The 17,908-nt window shown below is 47.0% G+C and carries 19 protein-coding genes; 13 read left to right on the forward strand and 6 right to left on the reverse strand.

What is annotated here, in order from left to right:
* Positions 1-1,746 (reverse strand): ABC transporter ATP-binding protein, encoded by a 1,746-nt coding sequence (locus PTQ21_RS17005; protein WP_072732433.1) that lies wholly within the window; start codon positions 1,744-1,746, stop codon positions 1-3.
* A gap of 531 nt (positions 1,747-2,277) precedes the next feature.
* Here PTQ21_RS17005 and PTQ21_RS17010 point away from each other — a divergent pair.
* Positions 2,278-2,574, forward strand: coding sequence for a HesB/YadR/YfhF family protein (locus PTQ21_RS17010; RefSeq protein WP_024630313.1), 297 nt, complete (start codon positions 2,278-2,280; stop codon positions 2,572-2,574).
* Between the two features lie 71 nt (positions 2,575-2,645).
* On the forward strand, positions 2,646-3,095 hold the full coding sequence (locus PTQ21_RS17015; protein WP_063566334.1) for an NUDIX domain-containing protein: 450 nt from the start codon (positions 2,646-2,648) through the stop codon (positions 3,093-3,095).
* 125 nt (positions 3,096-3,220) lie between these two features.
* Here PTQ21_RS17015 and PTQ21_RS17020 read toward each other — a convergent pair whose 3' ends face one another.
* From PTQ21_RS17020 to PTQ21_RS17030, 3 genes are all read right to left on the reverse strand, one after another.
* On the reverse strand, positions 3,221-3,736 hold the full coding sequence (locus tag PTQ21_RS17020; protein ID WP_072732434.1) for an ADP-heptose synthase: 516 nt from the start codon (positions 3,734-3,736) through the stop codon (positions 3,221-3,223).
* 185 nt (positions 3,737-3,921) lie between these two features.
* Positions 3,922-4,365, reverse strand: a complete 444-nt coding sequence (locus PTQ21_RS17025) for a DUF441 domain-containing protein (RefSeq protein WP_024630316.1) — start codon at positions 4,363-4,365, stop codon at positions 3,922-3,924.
* Positions 4,366-4,370: 5 nt separating this feature from the next.
* A complete protein-coding gene (locus PTQ21_RS17030) occupies positions 4,371-5,369 on the reverse strand; it encodes a YpdA family putative bacillithiol disulfide reductase (RefSeq protein ID WP_090805465.1) in 999 nt (332 codons plus the stop codon).
* A gap of 176 nt (positions 5,370-5,545) precedes the next feature.
* Between PTQ21_RS17030 and PTQ21_RS17035 the strand changes: the two genes are divergently transcribed.
* Complete coding sequence (locus PTQ21_RS17035; RefSeq protein WP_063566331.1) at positions 5,546-6,139, forward strand: DUF2087 domain-containing protein; 594 nt, start codon at positions 5,546-5,548, stop codon at positions 6,137-6,139.
* A 153-nt stretch (positions 6,140-6,292) separates the two neighbouring features.
* Here the strand turns inward: PTQ21_RS17035 and PTQ21_RS17040 are convergent, their stop codons facing one another.
* Positions 6,293-6,484, reverse strand: a complete 192-nt coding sequence (locus PTQ21_RS17040) for a hypothetical protein (RefSeq protein ID WP_063566330.1) — start codon at positions 6,482-6,484, stop codon at positions 6,293-6,295.
* Positions 6,485-6,622: 138 nt separating this feature from the next.
* Between PTQ21_RS17040 and rsgA the strand changes: the two genes are divergently transcribed.
* From rsgA to PTQ21_RS17065, 5 genes are all read left to right on the forward strand, one after another.
* Complete coding sequence (rsgA, locus tag PTQ21_RS17045; RefSeq protein WP_256337825.1) at positions 6,623-7,714, forward strand: ribosome small subunit-dependent GTPase A; 1,092 nt, start codon at positions 6,623-6,625, stop codon at positions 7,712-7,714.
* Between the two features lie 56 nt (positions 7,715-7,770).
* Complete coding sequence (locus PTQ21_RS17050; protein ID WP_063566329.1) at positions 7,771-8,109, forward strand: L,D-transpeptidase; 339 nt, start codon at positions 7,771-7,773, stop codon at positions 8,107-8,109.
* A 65-nt stretch (positions 8,110-8,174) separates the two neighbouring features.
* A complete protein-coding gene (locus tag PTQ21_RS17055; protein WP_090949161.1) occupies positions 8,175-8,714 on the forward strand; it encodes a GNAT family N-acetyltransferase in 540 nt (179 codons plus the stop codon).
* Positions 8,715-8,881: 167 nt separating this feature from the next.
* Positions 8,882-10,357 carry an aldehyde dehydrogenase family protein gene (locus PTQ21_RS17060; protein ID WP_274566438.1) on the forward strand — a complete coding sequence of 492 codons (1,476 nt, stop codon included), beginning with the start codon at positions 8,882-8,884 and terminating at the stop codon, positions 10,355-10,357.
* Between the two features lie 248 nt (positions 10,358-10,605).
* A complete protein-coding gene (locus PTQ21_RS17065) occupies positions 10,606-10,758 on the forward strand; it encodes a hypothetical protein (protein WP_170867771.1) in 153 nt (50 codons plus the stop codon).
* A 126-nt stretch (positions 10,759-10,884) separates the two neighbouring features.
* On the opposite strand, the gene PTQ21_RS17070 is transcribed toward PTQ21_RS17065, so the two are convergent.
* Positions 10,885-11,124 (reverse strand): hypothetical protein, encoded by a 240-nt coding sequence (locus PTQ21_RS17070; RefSeq protein ID WP_063566326.1) that lies wholly within the window; start codon positions 11,122-11,124, stop codon positions 10,885-10,887.
* Between the two features lie 423 nt (positions 11,125-11,547).
* On the opposite strand from PTQ21_RS17070, the gene PTQ21_RS17075 reads away from it, so the two are divergent.
* The 5 genes from PTQ21_RS17075 (at position 11,548) to PTQ21_RS17095 (ending at position 17,801) form a co-directional block, all read left to right on the forward strand.
* Positions 11,548-11,868 carry a hypothetical protein gene (locus PTQ21_RS17075; RefSeq protein WP_063566325.1) on the forward strand — a complete coding sequence of 107 codons (321 nt, stop codon included), beginning with the start codon at positions 11,548-11,550 and terminating at the stop codon, positions 11,866-11,868.
* Positions 11,869-11,924: 56 nt separating this feature from the next.
* Positions 11,925-15,929: a type VII secretion protein EssC gene (gene essC / locus PTQ21_RS17080; RefSeq protein WP_274566439.1), complete on the forward strand. Its 4,005-nt coding sequence runs from the start codon at positions 11,925-11,927 to the stop codon at positions 15,927-15,929.
* 16 nt (positions 15,930-15,945) lie between these two features.
* Complete coding sequence (locus tag PTQ21_RS17085; protein ID WP_063566323.1) at positions 15,946-16,776, forward strand: hypothetical protein; 831 nt, start codon at positions 15,946-15,948, stop codon at positions 16,774-16,776.
* Between the two features lie 6 nt (positions 16,777-16,782).
* Positions 16,783-17,331 carry a WXG100 family type VII secretion target gene (locus PTQ21_RS17090; protein WP_063566322.1) on the forward strand — a complete coding sequence of 183 codons (549 nt, stop codon included), beginning with the start codon at positions 16,783-16,785 and terminating at the stop codon, positions 17,329-17,331.
* A 194-nt stretch (positions 17,332-17,525) separates the two neighbouring features.
* Positions 17,526-17,801: a WXG100 family type VII secretion target gene (locus PTQ21_RS17095; protein WP_017689071.1), complete on the forward strand. Its 276-nt coding sequence runs from the start codon at positions 17,526-17,528 to the stop codon at positions 17,799-17,801.
* Positions 17,802-17,908 lie beyond the last annotated feature (107 nt).

The raw sequence follows: 17,908 nt of genomic DNA on the forward strand, positions 1-17,908 counted from the left end.
CTACGTGGACAAATTAGACTCCACCTGCTGCCGTTCATACTGTTCACGGTACCAGCCGTTCATAGCAAGCAGTTCCTGATGGGTTCCTTCTTCCGTTATTTTCCCTTGCTCCAGTACGATGATTCGGTCAGCGTGTTCAATAGCGGACAGGCGGTGAGTCGAGATCAGCGTTGTTTTGCTCGAGCGTTTATTGCGTATATTTTCAATAATTTTAGCTTCAGTTCGTGCATCGACGGCAGATAGAGCATCGTCCAAAATCAAAATGTCTGGATCGGCGATAAAGGCACGCGCCAGCGATACACGCTGTTTCTGTCCACCGGACAGCGCAATTCCTTTTTCACCAACGAGTGTGTCCAGACCATCGGATAAAGTGCCCAGATCTCCGTCAAAGGCTGCGGTGCGAATCGCTTCCATAATCACATTATCATCAGCACCCGGCTTGCCGAATTGAATGTTCTGACGGACTGATTTGGAGAACAGCACCTGTTCTTGAGGAACATATCCAATCCAGCTGTGCAGGTCATCTTTGGCGATATCCTGAATCGGATGACCGGAGATGCTTAACTTACCAGATCCAGCCGGGTATTCATGAAGCAATTGTTTGAGCAAGGTGGACTTGCCGCTACCTGTACGTCCCACGATCCCCAGTGTCTGCCCACGTCGAAGTGAAAAGCTGACATGACTGAGATTATCGATGGTAGAACTAGGATAACGGAAGGTAACATCCTGCATAGCGATCTCTTCCGGATTAGTAATATGAGCAGGTTGCTCAACATCTTTCACGGCAGGTTCTACAGATAGCGTCTCGTTAACCCGATCGAGTGAGGCACTACCACGCTGCATCAGGTTAATCAATTCGCCAATAGCGAACATTGGCCAGATCATCATCCCCAGGTACATATTGAACGATACGAGATCCCCTAGGGTAATTTCATTATGAAAAACAAGATAAATGCCGTAGGCAAGTGCAATCACATAACTGAGTCCAACACATAACCGGATGGTAGGTTCGAACAGTGCATCCATCTTGGCAACGGCCAGATTTTTGCGGTATACATCTTCGGTGACATCAGCGAACCTTTTCTCATCCAGACGTTCCTGAACATAGGCACGCACGACTCGAATGCCGGCAATAGACTCAAGCACCTGATCGTTCATATCCCCGAATGCATCCTGTGCCAATGTGTATCGTTGATGGACGGCTTTACCATAGATCATCATGGCGATGGCGATAAAAGGCAGAGGCAGAATTGCGGCTAGGGTCAGTTTCCAGCTAACTAGAAAACCCATGGCGAATAATACGGTTGCCAGAAAAGCAGTGGAGTCGGTTAACGTCAGCATACCGAAGCCTGCTGTGGTAGCAATGGAACGAAGATCATTTGTGGCACGCGCCATCAGATCGCCGGTTCTGTTTTTCTCAAAAAAGGGCGGGGTCATTCGCAGCAAATGGTCCATAAAGCGTGACCGCAGCAAGCGTTCAACCAGATTGGCACCGCCAAACAGTTTGTGCATCCATATGTACGTTGTCAGATAAATAATGATGACCGATCCTAGAATAAGTAAAATGTAACGTGTAAGTGAGGCGCCGGTGATGGAACCGCGTACAATCTCGTCAATGGCATTGCCCAGAAGACGAGGTGGCAGCAGTTCGATGATGCCCACCATAATAAGCAAGGTGACACCAATGAGGTATCGTTTGCGCTCCAGCCGGAAAAACCAGGCTAGATTTTTAAGTACAGAGAACAAGTGGTATCCCTTCCTTTCAAGTTCGTGAAATGCATGTTCCGTTCATGTTTAGCCATTTGAGCCCACAAAAAAAGACATACCGCACGCAGGCGGTATGTCTTGGGTATCATTCATACGGCAGCATGGCTCCGAGAGCAGAGCCACCACCGTAGATAAAGTTCGATTGTGAGAGTACAAAACAGCAAACCTGATTAGAGGCTTCTGTGATGCGGTCTTATGAACGGAATAACGATTTCATGGGTGCTCCGGTATTTAGTTGTATGCTGAATTGATGTAGATCGTCATTGTTAAACACCGTAACCACCCTTTCTTTTTTGGTAATAAATTGCATGTAGATCTCGTATGTTTGCATCTTAACACCGACTTTTACAATCTGTCAAACGTTTTTCCAAAACAGAAGATGCTGCGCATTATGATGGAATTATGACAAGTGAATGAACTTTTTTTGCGTATTTGGGGTGGATGAGGTTTGTAATCAGGCCATTGTAGCGATATGATGGAACATATATATAGAGAAGGAGCTGACACCAAATGAGTACCATACATGTATCTGACCGCGCTGCTCGCTGGTATAAGGAAGAACTGAATTTGAACGAAGGAGACAGCATTCGCTTCTTCGCCCGTTATAGCTCCGGCGGAGGTCTTCATCCAGGCTTCTCCCTCGGAATCGCCGTGGAGGAACCGAGACATCCTGCTGATCAAACGAAGGTATCGGGTATCCAATTTTTTATGGAAGATCATGATTACTGGTATCTGAAGGGTCATCAACTACATGTAGATGTCGTTGAAGAAGGACAGGATATCGAATATCGCTACACCGAGATTTAACGTAATATCTCTGCGTATAAAGAATGGCTCATCACCGGTCGCACCGATTTTCGAACAGGAGGAGATACGACATGAATCCGCCAGCCCGAGATTTGGCCCAGTATATCGCGAATCGCTCTCATATTGTTGTTAAGGCGGCGGTTCGGGCCGAGAATGAACAAGGTGAATTATTGCTGATCCAGCATGCTGAACACGGACATTGGCGTATTCCTGCGGGACAGATGCGCCCGGGAGAAGCCATTGAGGACACCGCGCACAGGGAACTGTGGGAAGAGACGGGGTGGACCACCAATCATATGACACTTGAAGGTTTGCATTCCGGTCCGAATCTGAGACATTTGCATGCCAGTGGGGATGAAGAATATTTTGTCATTGCCATGTTCAGGGCACAAATTGTTCAGGATTCGCTCGTAGAATCCCGAGTAAATAGCGAAGCAGGGCTGAAGTTTTTTGATCTCAAATCATTGCCCAGGCTGAATGATCTTAGCCGCTTACTGCTCAGGTTTTCCGAAATAGAATAAACACAACAAAGAAGACGCCTTTCCTGAAGGGAAGGCGTCTTCTTTGTTGTGGCAATCAGTAATCTATGGCCTAATATCCATGATTACGATGATCATTCTTGTGAAACAGCAGGCCCCGGTCCTAACTAGACTTGATCAAGCGGTTCTTCATCATCCATCGCAAAATCAAAGTCGTCAATATCAAAGACCTGCACAAGAGATGCCGATTCAATAATACGTGCGATCAATTCGACCTGATCGGTAAGTATGGGGGTATCCAAACGCTGTGAAGTGAGAAGCAGTTCAGTCTCAATGGGATCAAAATATTCACCATATTGTGCGGTATCAACCGCATTAATGATGGCGATGGAGACCTGATCACCAAACAGAATGGACGGACTCTTAGCCCAGGGAATAGCCAGGGCGCGCTCTATTTTTTTCTTATTCAACGGTTCTTCAAAATAAGAAATCATTTCGTTAATCTTGGATTTCACATGCTGGTCATCCGCCGGATTATCCATCAAAGGGTCAGGGCTGGTCTGAAATTCATATAACTCAAGGATGGTGGTGTAAGGAACAATATATTCAACAGGCGCCGGCGGCGCGAGTAATTGACCGTAAATAGCCACCATCACGGCTTCTGTTACAAACTGACGTGACATGGTTCCTGAATCCTCCTGCGGCCATTAATAGTTGCGAGGTGAATCAATTTTCTTTTTGTATGAAGGATCATCAAATTGATTTCTCTGCTATGGACTTGAGTGCTTGAATTGCATGAATAGAAGTATATCATACAACGATGGGAAAAACAGCCAGTCAGCAGAAGGATGTCAAGTCCCAACTTTGATCATGATTTTCCGAGCAGTAAGGATAAAATTCCTGCTGCAATCAGGGGACCGACCGGTACACCCTTGAACAAGGCAACCCCAAGCACCGTACCAATAAGCAGCCCGGCAACGACGGTAGGCTGTGTACTCATCAGCGTAGCTCCTCGTCCGCCCAGATGAGCGACAAGTAATCCTACACCGATGGCGAGCAGCGACTTCCAGTGCAGAAAAGACTCTCCAATCGTCTGCAAACTGATCTTGCCGCTGGCGAGAGGTGCCATAACACCAATGGTCAGGATGATGATACCGATCGTAAGTCCATACTTTTCCAGCCACGGAAAAGCCTGATTAAGGTTCAGCACCCGCAGCAACAACAGAAATACCATGGCTACGGTTACGGGTGTATTACTGCTGATAATACCTAGCGCGGCAAACACGAGCAACAGCAGTGAGGTCATATCCATCGATTTCATTCCCCTTCGGTCTGCCCGCGATGACGACCTACAATATGTTCTGCAATATATCTTCCATGCCAGCGTCCGGATTCAATAAACACTTCATTGGCATTGCGGCCTGATGCAATTACTCCACCAACGTATATGCCTGGTACGCTGCTCTCCATTGTCTGTGGGTCATATACGGGTTTATCCATATCCTCAGACATCTCCACACCTACGGAAGAAAGCAACTTGCGGTCAGGGCGGAATCCGGTCAAGGCCAACACAAAGTCGTTGTCGAGTTCACTTGTGGATCCATCAGAATGCAGCAAACGAATGGAATCGTCCAAAATTTCATTTACACGTGAGCCAAGGTGCAGTGAGATTTTTCCTTTTTGCACCATGCTTTCGAACAATGGACGAACCCAGGGTTTAATATGTTCCGAAACACCGCTCCCACGATAAACCATGTCAATATGTGCACCGACACGAACCAGTTCCATGGCAGCATCGACAGCTGAATTACTGCCTCCAATAATGGCGACACGTGTACGTGTGTAAGGATGAGCTTCACGGAAATAATGAGTGACTTTATCTTTGTCTTCTCCGGGAATGCCAAGATAGTTAGGATGGTCAAAATAACCTGTAGCAACAACGACATTTCGTCCTTCATGAACGATTGTCTGCCCACGCCGATTGACCGTATGTATCTCGAACGTGCCATCGTCTTTGCGTTTGATTTCTTGGGCTTCCTCATAGTTATGAACACGCAGGCCGAAATGTTCGGCTACCTTGCGATAATAGGCGAGTGCCTCGTAACGAAATGGTTTGTCGTTCGGTGTGCTGAACGGAACATTCCCGATCTCAAGCAATTCCGCTGTACTGAAAAACTGCATATGGGTTGGATACAGATAAATAGATTGGACGATATTGTACTTCTCAACAATTACAGCGGACAGTCCCAGCCGCTCGCATTCAATGGCAGCAGATAGACCGCATGGGCCTCCGCCGATAATAATGACATCTTCCATGTTCTTAATCCTCCTTATTTCAAGCACTATAATCCTACCGTAAATATGGGTTTAATGCCAGTTCAAGAAGGATACGGACGTAAAGAATTGATCTTGATCCTGGGGAATTGACTTAGAAGAGGAAAAAGACTAGTATCAAATTAGATGATTATCTAAACGAAAGCGAGTTGAACGAAATGCAACTGGAGAAGATTGTGGCTTACCATAAAGCCCTGGCTGATCCGACCCGACTTCGGATGCTGCTGCTGTTATCCCAGGGAGAACTGCATGGTCAAGCGCTTGCCGAGAAGCTTAACTTGTCTCAGCCAACCGTTACGCATCATGCATCCAAGCTAAGAGAAGCGGCGCTAATCAAGGAACGCAGAGAGAAAAATACGGTGTTTTTCTCACTCAACCCCTATTTTATCCGGGAGCACGCGCAGGCTTCAGTTGATTTTATTTTTAGACAAGAGGAGGTTGCCGATATGAGTGATGTGAATGAGACGCTGAAGGCATCGGTGATGCGGAATTTCTTCTCGAAGGATGGACGATTGCGTCAGATCCCGGCTCAATACAAGAAAAAGCTGATTGTACTGGGTCATTTGGTAGAGCAGCTTGAATTCGGACGGAAATATACGGAGAAAGAGATTAATGCATTCATTCAAAACTATCATGAGGATTTTGCCACTATTCGTCGGGAGTTTATCATGCACCAGTTCATGTACCGGGAAGATGGGATCTATGAACTGAATCCGAAGGAAATGTGGACACGGTGGGATCAAGTAAATTAAGTGAAAAATAATTAGACTTGACAAAAGCGGTTGAAGCTGTGTAACATGATGGATAATTCTACAAGGGAGGCGATGTTAAATGACAAATCTAATGGCAGTATACGTTAATTTGAATATGAACAGCGTCTCCGGAACGGATCAATGCATGTAATTTTACGGCAGTTGGGCAGTATTGTTCGCAATATTGTCCATATGTACGTAACACAGAATAACATGCACAGATGAAGCCACGGGTGACGTACCCGTGGCTTTTTTGTATGCCGAAAATGGGTTGTTTCTGGATAACGAGTATCGGATTGTCGTAATGATGCGTCCGATATGAATGCCATACAAACAATCATCCATTCGGCTAACTTCTTATTGCCGCGGGTGCAGTGCTGCTCGTGGCTTATTTGGTTTTGATGCCGGAACGGAGCGTTCACTGTTGATTGTTGTCAATGTCAATGAAGGATAACACACCATTTATCGGGAGGAATTTTTATTTTGAATAACACGATGGAGAAATACGGCTGGTCTGCAAAGTGGCAGGAGTTGTGGCAGCAGACGGGTATGGAAGAACAATTAAGAAAACCAGCAAGAATTATTGCGGATCATGGGCAATTGCTTCGCCTGATTACGGCTGAGGGAGAATGCTGGGGACGGGTATCCGGTCGGATGCGTCATGATCATGAGGAGACGGGCATTGTACCAGCCGTTGGGGATTGGGTCGCTGTTACAGGGCAAGCTGGAGAAGAAGCCATCATTCACAGCATTGTGCCACGTCAGAGCAGGGTATCCAGACAAGCCGCTGGTCCAGTGACCAAAGAGCAATTGATTGCGGCGAATGTGGATACATTGCTGATTGTTGCCGCTCTTAATCATGATTTTAATCTGAGACGGCTCGAAAGATACATTATGATGGCCTGGAATGGTGGAGTCAGACCAGTCATCATTCTAAGCAAAAGTGATCTGAGCGAGAATGTGGAAGAACAAATTTCGCTGGTGGAAGGCATTGCTCCGGGGATTGAAGTGTTGGCGATATCGGCTGTTCAGGACCAGGGCAAATCTTTACTTGAAAAATTTCTGTCTCCAGGCACAACTGTTGCCTTGACGGGTTCTTCCGGTAGTGGCAAGTCTACTCTGGTCAACTGGATGATGGGCGAGAGTGTACAGCTCACGCAGGCCGTTCGTGAGGACGACAGCCGTGGACGACATACGACCACTCATCGGGAAATATTTGTACTGCCGCAGGGAGCGGTATTGATTGACACGCCGGGAATGCGTGAACTCAATCTGTGGGATGAAGGTCAGGATGGTTTGTCACATGCCTTTGGTGAAATTGAGCAGCTTGCAACGGAATGCAGGTTTCAGGATTGCACGCATACCCGGGAAGCCGGTTGCGCCGTGAAAGAGGCTATTCAGGAAGGTTCATTGGATGAAAAAAGGCTGGGCAACTACTTGAAAATGCAAAAGGAACTGAAGTTTCAGCAGCGCAAGGAAGAGGCCGCATCCAAACGACGGACTGCTTCAAGCAAACCCGTCAGTTCCCGCAAACCGAAACATGTCCGCAGTACAAAAGACTGGGAAGAGGCCTGAGGCCTGGTGGGCATCCCTCTGTATCCTGCATAGGATAGGTAAGGAGGGATGTCATCATGCCAGATTACAGCATCATCGTAGACCTGTCGGATCACATGTTATATCTTTTGGATGGCCCGCAGGTGGTTAAGGGTTATCCTGTCGCTATAGGCAAGATACTCACGCAGACGCCTAATGGCGTGTTTACGATTATTAACAAACAAGAGAACCCAGGGGGACCATTTGGCGTTCTTTGGATGGGGTTGTCGGCGCCGCATTATGGGATTCATGGAACCAATGATCCTTCGTCCATTGGTAAGTCCGTTTCTCATGGATGCATACGCATGTATAACTCGGATGTGTTGGATCTGTCTTCCAAAGTGTCAGTGGGCACACAAGTAACGATCCGGCCCTAGGGCCGGATTTATCCAAAGAAGGGATTCTAAAGTCACGGCGTGGCCGAGAGAAAGGGAGTAATAACATGCGAATCAGACCAGCGCGTGAAGGGGATGCGGAAGCCGTAGCCCATGTACATACAGAGAGTTGGAAGACGACATATCGAGGGATCGTGCCGGATGATTTTTTGGACAATCTGACTACGGAATCAAGGTTGTCCCAATGGGAACGAAATATCCGTTCTGGCGAAAAGGATCAGATTCTGGTGGTAGCTGAACAGGAAGATGGGAACATTGTCGGATTCGCCTGCGGTGGAAAGGAACGTGAAGGCAAATTGCCTTACGATGCTGAGTTGTATGCTATTTATTTACTGAAAGAAGTGCAACAAACGGGTATAGGTCAGCAACTGGCGAGACACGTCGTTCGTTATCTCCATTCCCTGGACATGAGGAACTTGTTGATCTGGGCACTGGAGCAAAATTCAGCCTGTCGTTTCTATGAAAAAATGGGCGGAATCCCTGTCCAAACACAGTATATCCGGATTGGCGGACAAGATCTGTTAGAGGTTGCTTATGGTTGGGAGGACTTGACTCTTTTTGGAGAAAAGACGGTTCCCGGTAGTTGAATAAATGCAAATTTGGCTGAATGTGTTGGGCATTGAGGAGCATTTTCCCGTCAGAGGATGAAAGGATTCAGCTATTTTTCACGTTTGCGCAATCCTTAACAAGGTTAATGAACTACTACACTGCTTTGAGGTGAGACATTCAATCTTGTTTGGGAGGCGTTATTCAGATGACTTTAATGGAGACAGAACATACAACATGGACGAAACAATTTATTAATGGCGAATGGGTAGAAGGCTCCGGCGAGAAAATAGTGGAAAATAAAAATCCGTACACGGGAGAGGTCATCGCAACCTGGCGATCCTCGAACAAGGAAGATATAGATCAGGCATATGAGGCGGCCCGAAAGAGCTCGGTGGAATGGAAGAAATCCCTGCCGGCGGTAAAAGAGGGTGTGCTTCGCAAAGTTTGGGCTTTAATGGTAGAGCGCAAAGAGGAAATTATAAAATTGCTGATTACGGAATCCGGGAGCACACGCATCAAAGCCGAGGCGGAGTTTGCTTCTGCGAAACGGATTGTGGATGAAGCTGCTTCGTTCCCTTACCGGATGAAGGGGGAGATTCTACCTTCAAACACACCAGGGAAAGAGAATTGTGTTGTGCGGGAGCCCAAGGGAGTTATCGGCGTTATCGGTCCTTGGAATTTTCCTTTGCACCTGTGTCTGCGTTCCGTAGCTCCGGCTATTGCTTTGGGTAATGGAGTCGTTATTAAGCCTGCGTCCGATACGCCGATTACAGCTGGTTGGCTTATTGCTGATCTATTCGAGCAGGCTGAATTGCCTGAAGGTGTACTGAATGTGGTTGCTGGTAGCGGGAGTGAGATTGGGGATTATTTTGTAGCACATCCGGTACCCAAAGTCATTTCCTTTACAGGCTCCACAGAGGTGGGGCAGGGCATCGGCAAACTGGCGGGTGAGCATCTGAAAGAAACTGCGCTTGAACTTGGCGGCAACAATGCGATGGTTGTCCTGGAAGATGCGGATATCGAACGTGCCGCAGAGTCTGCGGTGTTCGGTAAATTCCTGCATCAGGGGCAGATCTGTATGGCACTTAATCGTATTATTGTGCATGCTGATATTTACGATAAGTTTGTGGAGTCCTTTGTTAACAAAACGAAAAAAATTCAGGCTGGTGATCCTGCTGGTGCCCAAACGCTGGTAGGTCCGCTCATTCGTGAGAAGGAAGTGGAGCGCCTGCTGGACTTGATTAAGGGAGCCGAGGCAGAAGGTGCAAGATTGCTGCTGGGTGGCACTAGCAAAGGCAATGTGCTGGAGCCCACCGTGCTCGCGGATGTGAAACCAGAGCAGCATATTGTGCAACAGGAACTGTTTGGACCTGTCGCGGTATTAATGAAAGCGCAGGATGAGCAGGAGGCCGTGCGTTTGGCGAATGATACGCCTTATGGATTGAGCGGTTCCGTATTCACCGGAAATCTGGAAAGAGGGTATCAAGTTGCCCAGCAGATTGAATCGGGCATGGTGCATGTAAATGATCAATCCGTGAACGATGAGGCTCATGTGATGTTTGGTGGTGAAAAATCATCGGGTATTGGCCGTTTCGGTGGCGATTGGGCTATTGAAAAGTTCACGCGGACACGCTGGATCAGCATTCAGCATCAATATCGGGATTATCCGGGAGTGCAATAGTTCGACAGTGAACATGGATTAGAAAACACTTTATTTTATAATCAGATAGGGTTCGAGAAAGAGTGACAAAGATTGCGCAGAGTCCGCCTCAAGCTTGATGGGGCGGCCTTTTGCATGTTTTTACACATTTGAAAAATAGGTTAGGAAATGGTGTGAAAAAGCTGTTTGGTATACCTGTAATCTGGTTATTTATGGATACACGGGCAGAACAGATCCGTAAATCCAAAAGGTAAAGGGGCCTGAACTTCATGTCCATTGACCGTTTCATTCTGAGAAAGCTGAATACTTGTCAGGAAGAAAATACACGTGATAATCTGGTTCGGTTGTTTGTCATTCGAATCCAAAAGGCCGAAATGGAAGAAGAACACGAAAATGCTTATGTCGTCAGCCGATTGCATTAGAAATAGATAAAAGAGATTCTGTACACAAAAAAAGGAAGCTTGTCCTTAGCGGCAAGCTTCCTTTTCCTTATGTTCGCGAATGAATGAATTCGCAGTTTCCATGTTGAATTAAACAACTGACTCATCTTAATAAAGCGATAAGGCGAGGGAGTCATTTTCGCTACGGCTGTGAAGAATGGCTTCACCACCGACAATCTCAATACTAATCAATGATTGCAGACATTTCTGTAAAGCACGTTTACCATTGCTAATTTTGTTCTCAAGTGCACTGCTAAGCAATCGTAGTGTCTTTTGTACAGGTTGTTTGTTTTCTTGATTGAAATATACAGGGATTGATTTGTTTTGAAAAGTTATTAGTGTTCTCACTAGAAATCACCTCACGAGAGTTATTTCTTACTGGTTATATTAAATTCCAATGCTTAAAATTACCTTAAAATCAGCTTATGAAAACATAAAGGTGTGCAATGTTTGAAAAGTGTTCACAATTCAATTGTGGGCGAAGCATTAAAAAGTCCCGAAAAATCAATTTACAGATTCCATTTATATGGAAGAAAGACATGTAGTTTCGCATCCTTGCAATAATTAACGTGACTACTGCCTCGAAAGTTCTGAGTCGAATGGACGATATTTTAATATATACGTGGGTCATATGTAACAAAATTACAGGTTGCACATTGCAAACAGGGTGTTTATGTAAGAAAATAGGGATGGAATATCGTTTCATCTGCATTTTTTTGATTTAATTTGACACTAGGACAATTTACATATGAGACCATGGGAGGGATTATTTTGATTCTTACCGTGTATTCCGGCCGGGAGGAAGGCGAGTGGTTCGACATCGAGGTCCCGGATGAATGTACTATTGAACATCTGAAGACATTGCTGGGAGTCCGCATCTTCGGGCAGGCACCGGGAGAGGGCATTCAGTACATCCTTGAAGCCAAATTTCCGGAAGGATTGTGGTTCTCGCCACAGAACGCACAACAGTTAATGGAAACAGGGCTGCGTCAAGGAAGCTGTGTGCGAATCCAGCGGGCGTTCTCTACCACTTCTGAAGAAGCACCTGTGTATGGAAGACGTTCATTGTTTCAACAGGACAGCAACGAATGAACAATCTAGACGTATATATTGATTACGGCAATGAAATATAAGGAGGTCTTCTCTTCGTGAATGTGTTATATCAGCGTTCTCCAAGAATGACACCGGTTCTCAAGGAAGAAAGGCTGGAAATTCTGAGGCCTCCGGCAGAACCAAACAAACCTACGTTTTCAATGATTTCTATTATTGTACCGATCATGATGACGATGGTCAGCATCGGTTTCTACGTATATATCAATATGAGCGGCAAAATGAACAATCCCAATTATATGATGTTTCAGATGATGACGGTTATGATGATGCTTACGTCATACACGATTCCGTTTTTTGTGTATCTGAGCAACAAGAAGACCTATCGCAAAAAGCTGGAAGAGCGTACTACTATGTATCGAGCACAACTGGAGAAGCATCGTGAAGAGCTGAAGGAAGCTCAAGCGGAGCAAGTGAAGAGTCTGTACGAAATTCATGGTGATCCGAATGTATGTCTTCAGTTGGTGAAGAATCGCAACAGTTCGTTATGGGAACGTTCTCCTGAAGATGATGATTTCCTGCAGGTACGAATTGGCACAGGCGAGATTCCGTTTCGGATCAAACTTCAGGTTCCTCGTGTGGACGGTTACGAAAAGGATGAGTTAATTGAAGCGGCTCATGAATTGGCAGCTGAATTCGAGACGGTGCCCGAAGCATCGATTACACTGCCTTTATTTCAATCGAAAGTGATGGGTCTGGTCGGCAATCGTGAGGAAGTTCTTTCTTCACTTCGAGTGATTATCTCACAACTGACCGTTCGTCATTCACCGGATGAATTGAAGATTGCTGCCTTTTATGAAGAAAAGGAATCGAAGGAATGGGATTGGCTACGCTGGCTGCCCCACATTTGGGATGAAGATCAAGGACAACGCTATATGGCCGACAGGCACAGCGGTGCGCATCAATTGGCGGACAGCTTGTTTTCCGTGTTGAACCGTAGGCGCAATAATAAGGAAGATCGCTACAAGAAAACCGTGCAAACTCCATGTTATGTGGTGGTTCTCTCGGATACTCAATTAATAGAAGAAGAGCCGCTGCTTCCTCTGCTGCTGGAATCAGCTCAGGAGATCGATGTATGTACCATCATATTGGCAAACCGTAAGGAATCGCTACCCATGCATTGTCAGTTAATTATGGAGGCTTCCAAAGGCAAAGGGCTTTATATCAAAAAAACCGAGGATGCCGACGTGATCAGGCAAGCGTACACACCAGATGTGATCTCCAGAGAGTCCGCAGAGGCGCTCTCGCGTTATATGTCACCGATCCGTCTGAAACGATCATCCGCTTCGGATATACCACAGGTGCTTCCGTTGTTCGACATGTTAAGTACATCACGAGTAGAGGATCTGGACGTGGTCGCACGCTGGAGCCAAACACGATACCCGGACACACTTCCCGTACCTATGGGCGTGCGAGCTGGGGGTAAGAAAATTGCGATTAACTTACATGATAAAATTGAACGTCAGGGCCATGGCCCGCATGGCCTGATCGCAGGGACAACGGGTTCAGGCAAAAGTGAAGTTATCCAGTCGATTGTGGCCTCTTTGGCTGCCGAGTTCCATCCGCATGATCTGGCTTTTATGTTAATTGACTATAAGGGCGGCGGGATGTCGAATACATTTGTGGGCTTGCCTCACGTCGTCGGCACGATCACCAATCTGGATGGGAATTTGATTGAACGAGCCAATATCTCACTGCGGGCCGAACTGGTCAGAAGGCAAAAAATATTAAATGATGCAGGAAATCTCCAGCACATTGATGAGTACTACAAAATTCTGCGTTCCAGACATGAACAGCCTCTGCCGCACTTAGTTATCATCATTGACGAGTTTGCGCAATTGAAGCGGGATCAGCCGGAGTTCATGGATGAATTAATCAGCATAGCGGCCATCGGCCGGACACTAGGTGTACATCTTATACTGGCAACTCAGAAGCCTGCAGGTGTGGTCGATGATAAAATCTGGAGCAATTCGCGTTTCCGTATCTGTCTTCGCGTTCAAAGCGAAGGGGATAGTCGGGATATGATCAAAATTCCGAATGCGGCCTGGATCACCAAGCCGGGTCGTGGATACTTCCAGGTAGGCAGTGATGAAGTGTTTGAGGAAATGCAATTCGCCTGGAGCGGTGCGCCATATAATCAGCAGGAAGATACAACGACGGTACTGCCTGTTATGGAAGTTCGTTTGAATGGGAAACGTGAGCCACTATTGACTGGAGAGCGCAGAGCTGTGCTCAAAGGGGAGGATGTGCCCAAGCAGCTTCAGGTATTCATTGATTATGTGGCGGAAGCGGCAGCAGAGGCGGGGATCACCCGATTACCGGGACCCTGGTTGCCACCCTTGCCTGAGACCCTGGAATGGGAAAGTCTCAACGACTGGCAGGAAGAAGAGAATCGTGAGGCATTGCTTGACGGGGGTGCCAGTGGCCTGAAACCTGTAGTTGGTCTGCTGGATGATTTGCCTAATCAACGACAGCAGCCGCTCGCACTTCCGGTGGATCAGGGACATCTGGTTGTATACGGTATGCCTGGTCTGGGGAAAACGACGTTTGTGCAAACCTTGCTTATGTCACTGGCCCGTTCTAAGCGGACTGAACCTTGGCATGGCTATATTATTGATATGGGCCGGATGATGAAGGATTTCGCTAGTTTGCCTCAGATCGGTGGGGTAATGATGTCTGAAGAGGAAGATCGAATCAAGCGGTTATTCCGGTACATCCTGAAACTGTCGGCACAACGCAAGGACATGATCTCGGAAGCCGGGGTTAAGACAATATCAGCCTACCGTCGCACAGCCCATGCAGCTGTGCCGCAAATTGTAGTTGTTATTGATGGTTATCTTTCTTTCCGAAATGCGTATCCCGAGGAGAATGAACTTCTGGAAACGATCCTTCGTGAAGGCGGCAGTCTGGGAATCACATTTATCCTCACGGCCAACCGTGTTACGGATGTATTTGAGAAATTCAGAAGCAATATTCCCAATGCGGTTTCGTTTGAATTATCTGATCCAAGCGACTATTATTACGCAGTGGGTCGGCCGTCCAAGGCACCTAGCCAGCTTCCACCAGGAAGAGGACTGGTCAAAGGACAGGTTCCTCCATTGATGTTCCAGGCGGCGTTGCCGTCATCCGGAGCAGATGAAGGCAAACGTTCTTCCGCTCTGCGCCGCACGATTGCAGAGATCAGAGAAAGCTGGAACGGAGAAGAAGCGCCGCAGATTGCGCCGCTCCCGGAAGAGGTTAAGCTCAAAGATGTGCTTATCCGTACAGGAACCTTCGGGCAAGTTGGAGACGTATCATCCTTAACAGTACCCGTAGGTTTGCTAACCGATGATCTGGAACCCTTCCAGTTAAATTTGCGTGAAGGGCCACATTTCATGGTTACGAGTCCGATGGAAGGTGGCAAAACGACATTTTTGCTGACCTGGATGTTATCCCTTGCCTATCATGCGTCTCCTGAAGACGTGCAAATATACACGGTAGATATGCGGTATGGTTCCGGAGGACTGGGGGAAATCAGCAGTTTACCCCATGTCCGTGGACATGTATCCCGTGAAGAACAGCTTGCACCTGTGATCCAACAGTTGTACGATGAAGTTCTAAAAAGAGGCGAGTTAACCGGTGGACCGGAGATCGTTCTCGTTATCGACGATGCGGATACGTTATCCAAGCAATTAAATGATTTTAATGTGAAGGATCAATTAGGAGCGATCGTTCGTCAAGGAAGGGATCGAGGCATACATGTGATTCTGTCAGGAGTTCCGGCAGACTTCCCAACCTTTGGTTCTGACTGGGTGAACGATGTGAAGGCTTCCCAGAGCGGATTGTTGTTCGGGACTTTAGACCCTAATGATCTCTCGTTCTTCCGTATACCTTATTCGGAATCCGGAGGGAGTTCAACTGGGCTGAAGGTACTGCCTCCGGGTCAAGGTTATTATGTTAAACGTAAATATTCCAGGGTTAAAGGTGCAATTCCATGTGATGGCACCTGGAAAATGACCGATTGGATTTCTGAAATTCGTGACCGATGGCATGTTGTAGTTTGAGGGGAGGTGGCTCATAATGTTGACGGTTCATGATTCCAAGCAAAAGGTAGTCACTTTGCAAATAAAAGAGCTTTTTTTCCTGGCCGGTATTCTCGGTTCAGACCGATTGCTTGGCGTGGAAGATCCGTTCCGCGGATATATGGCGGAAGACATTGCTTTGGAGTGGGAACGTGTAAAAACATCCCTGCTCGACAAAGGATATCTGATTCAGGATCAGGACAGCAATGAGTTGATCATGACACCGACCGTATTCTCCAGGGTAGCCATTGCGGGACTGTCCGACAGGGCTTGCTGGATTCGCTACACGCACAGCGGCAAGTCGTATGAAAGTTATGTGCACTGCACGGATGAACGGGTCGTTGAAGTATCCCGTGTTGCAGACGAACCGGATTCGTTCCGGCTGAGTGATTTGGGGAATGTTCGTGAAGCGATTGATTTTCTGATTCAAAGGATGAATTGGAGTGGTCATTCTCCGGCGGAAAAGCCGGCTCTGATGTGCTCCAAGAAAAAATTCTATGATGTGATGAATGATCTGAAGAACAAAGAATTACAGGCAGTGGCTGATGAGTTAGTACAAGAGACGAGCGATCCCGAGGGATCACTTGCACTTGCGCGCTGTCTGGTGAACAAGGAATCAGAAGGGGAACTACGGTTGCTTGTATGGAACGGAGAAGGATGGAAATCACAGTCTGCGGCTTTCGCTGCAAGTACGGTATCCAACTGGCTGTTTCGCATGAGTACATCGGCTTCGGATGATTGGCTTGTTGCAGCACTGACGACGAGAGAACAGTTTCACGAGATGCTGCTGGACTGGCTTAAACAGCCTGCAGGGGAAGAGGAAAGGTGATGGTAAATGCGCATTCGTGTGGAACCGGATGTGCTTCGGGCACTGAGCAGGCAGATTCAGTATGCGGCGGAGCAAATACAGCAAAAGATGACAGTATTGGATCAGGCCATTCATTCGCTGGAGTGGGATCTTGAAGCCCGCGCCGCGATCATGAATGAATGGAATCACAGTAAGCGACTCTGTGAAGCAGCAGTACGTCGTTTTATGGACTTGAGCGTACAGCTGGGACGCAAGGCCTTGTTATTCCAGCAAGTGGACATGGAGTATCGTACAGTGTTGAGTCATGTGAACACAGCCTATGGCAATGCGGTCAATATGTTGAATGTTCTTCAGACGGAGCGTGCAGGAGAGATTATGCCTGCGCATTCGGCAACTGCTGCTGTTGTATCCGATCCATTTTCCGCGGTAGCGGCAGTGTACCGTGTACAGGATGCCGCACCGCCTGATGGCTCACCGGCGACCCTGATTCAGGCCATGCAGCCTGAACCTGTGGCGTGGAGATTCACAGATCCCTCCTTTCGTGGGAGAAGAGGAACCGAACCTGTGGTTTCCTGAGCTCACGGGTACAAGGCTGAATAAGCAAGACAGCAGAAAGTGAATTTTTTTTATAAATAGGCTGTTAGGCGAAGTTTCGAATGCTAAAAATGGGGTAAATAGGATTAGGTCCTTCGGCTTTTGTCCGATCGATCCTTGTATAGTACAATTTGAACAAGTGAATTTAATTGCACAAACCAAGGAGGAATTTACAAATGGCAGGACGTATTTTAGTTACCCCAGAACAGCTTGATCAGGTTTCCAACCAATTTAAACAAAGCGGTGAGCAAAGTCAGCAAATCGTTTCTACATTGACTCAATCCATCACAAGTATGGAAGGACAATGGGAAGGTATGACGAAACAACGCTTCTTCCAGGAATTCCAGGAAGCCAGCAAACAAATGCAATCTTTCGTTCAAACGCTAAATAGCATCAGCGCGGAACTGACGGCTATTGCCAACAAATTCCGTACGGCAGACCAAGCTCGCTAATCTGCGATACATAGTTCGGGCAGGTTCCATATCCGAATTCGCCCAGAATCATATGCAGGAAGCAAGCTGAAGATTTACAACTACAGCAAAAACCGGGCGTTTTCACA

Origin of the sequence: Paenibacillus marchantiae (assembly GCF_028771845.1) — a bacterium.
GTDB lineage: Bacteria > Bacillota > Bacilli > Paenibacillales > Paenibacillaceae > Paenibacillus > Paenibacillus marchantiae.

Excerpts from the sequence above, each read along its gene's own strand:
- PTQ21_RS17010 (WP_024630313.1), top strand. The coding sequence starts at position 2,278 with ATGAGTACCATACATGTATCTGACCGCGCTGCTCGCTGGTATAAGGAA.
- PTQ21_RS17015 (WP_063566334.1), top strand. The coding sequence starts at position 2,646 with ATGAATCCGCCAGCCCGAGATTTGGCCCAGTATATCGCGAATCGCTCT.
- PTQ21_RS17020 (WP_072732434.1), bottom strand. The coding sequence starts at position 3,736 with ATGTCACGTCAGTTTGTAACAGAAGCCGTGATGGTGGCTATTTACGGT.
- PTQ21_RS17025 (WP_024630316.1), bottom strand. The coding sequence starts at position 4,365 with ATGGATATGACCTCACTGCTGTTGCTCGTGTTTGCCGCGCTAGGTATT.
- PTQ21_RS17030 (WP_090805465.1), bottom strand. The coding sequence starts at position 5,369 with ATGGAAGATGTCATTATTATCGGCGGAGGCCCATGCGGTCTATCTGCT.
- PTQ21_RS17035 (WP_063566331.1), top strand. The coding sequence starts at position 5,546 with ATGCAACTGGAGAAGATTGTGGCTTACCATAAAGCCCTGGCTGATCCG.
- PTQ21_RS17040 (WP_063566330.1), bottom strand. The coding sequence starts at position 6,484 with ATGGATGATTGTTTGTATGGCATTCATATCGGACGCATCATTACGACA.
- PTQ21_RS17050 (WP_063566329.1), top strand. The coding sequence starts at position 7,771 with ATGCCAGATTACAGCATCATCGTAGACCTGTCGGATCACATGTTATAT.
- PTQ21_RS17055 (WP_090949161.1), top strand. The coding sequence starts at position 8,175 with ATGCGAATCAGACCAGCGCGTGAAGGGGATGCGGAAGCCGTAGCCCAT.
- PTQ21_RS17060 (WP_274566438.1), top strand. The coding sequence starts at position 8,882 with ATGACTTTAATGGAGACAGAACATACAACATGGACGAAACAATTTATT.
- PTQ21_RS17065 (WP_170867771.1), top strand. The coding sequence starts at position 10,606 with ATGTCCATTGACCGTTTCATTCTGAGAAAGCTGAATACTTGTCAGGAA.
- PTQ21_RS17085 (WP_063566323.1), top strand. The coding sequence starts at position 15,946 with ATGTTGACGGTTCATGATTCCAAGCAAAAGGTAGTCACTTTGCAAATA.
- PTQ21_RS17090 (WP_063566322.1), top strand. The coding sequence starts at position 16,783 with ATGCGCATTCGTGTGGAACCGGATGTGCTTCGGGCACTGAGCAGGCAG.
- PTQ21_RS17095 (WP_017689071.1), top strand. The coding sequence starts at position 17,526 with ATGGCAGGACGTATTTTAGTTACCCCAGAACAGCTTGATCAGGTTTCC.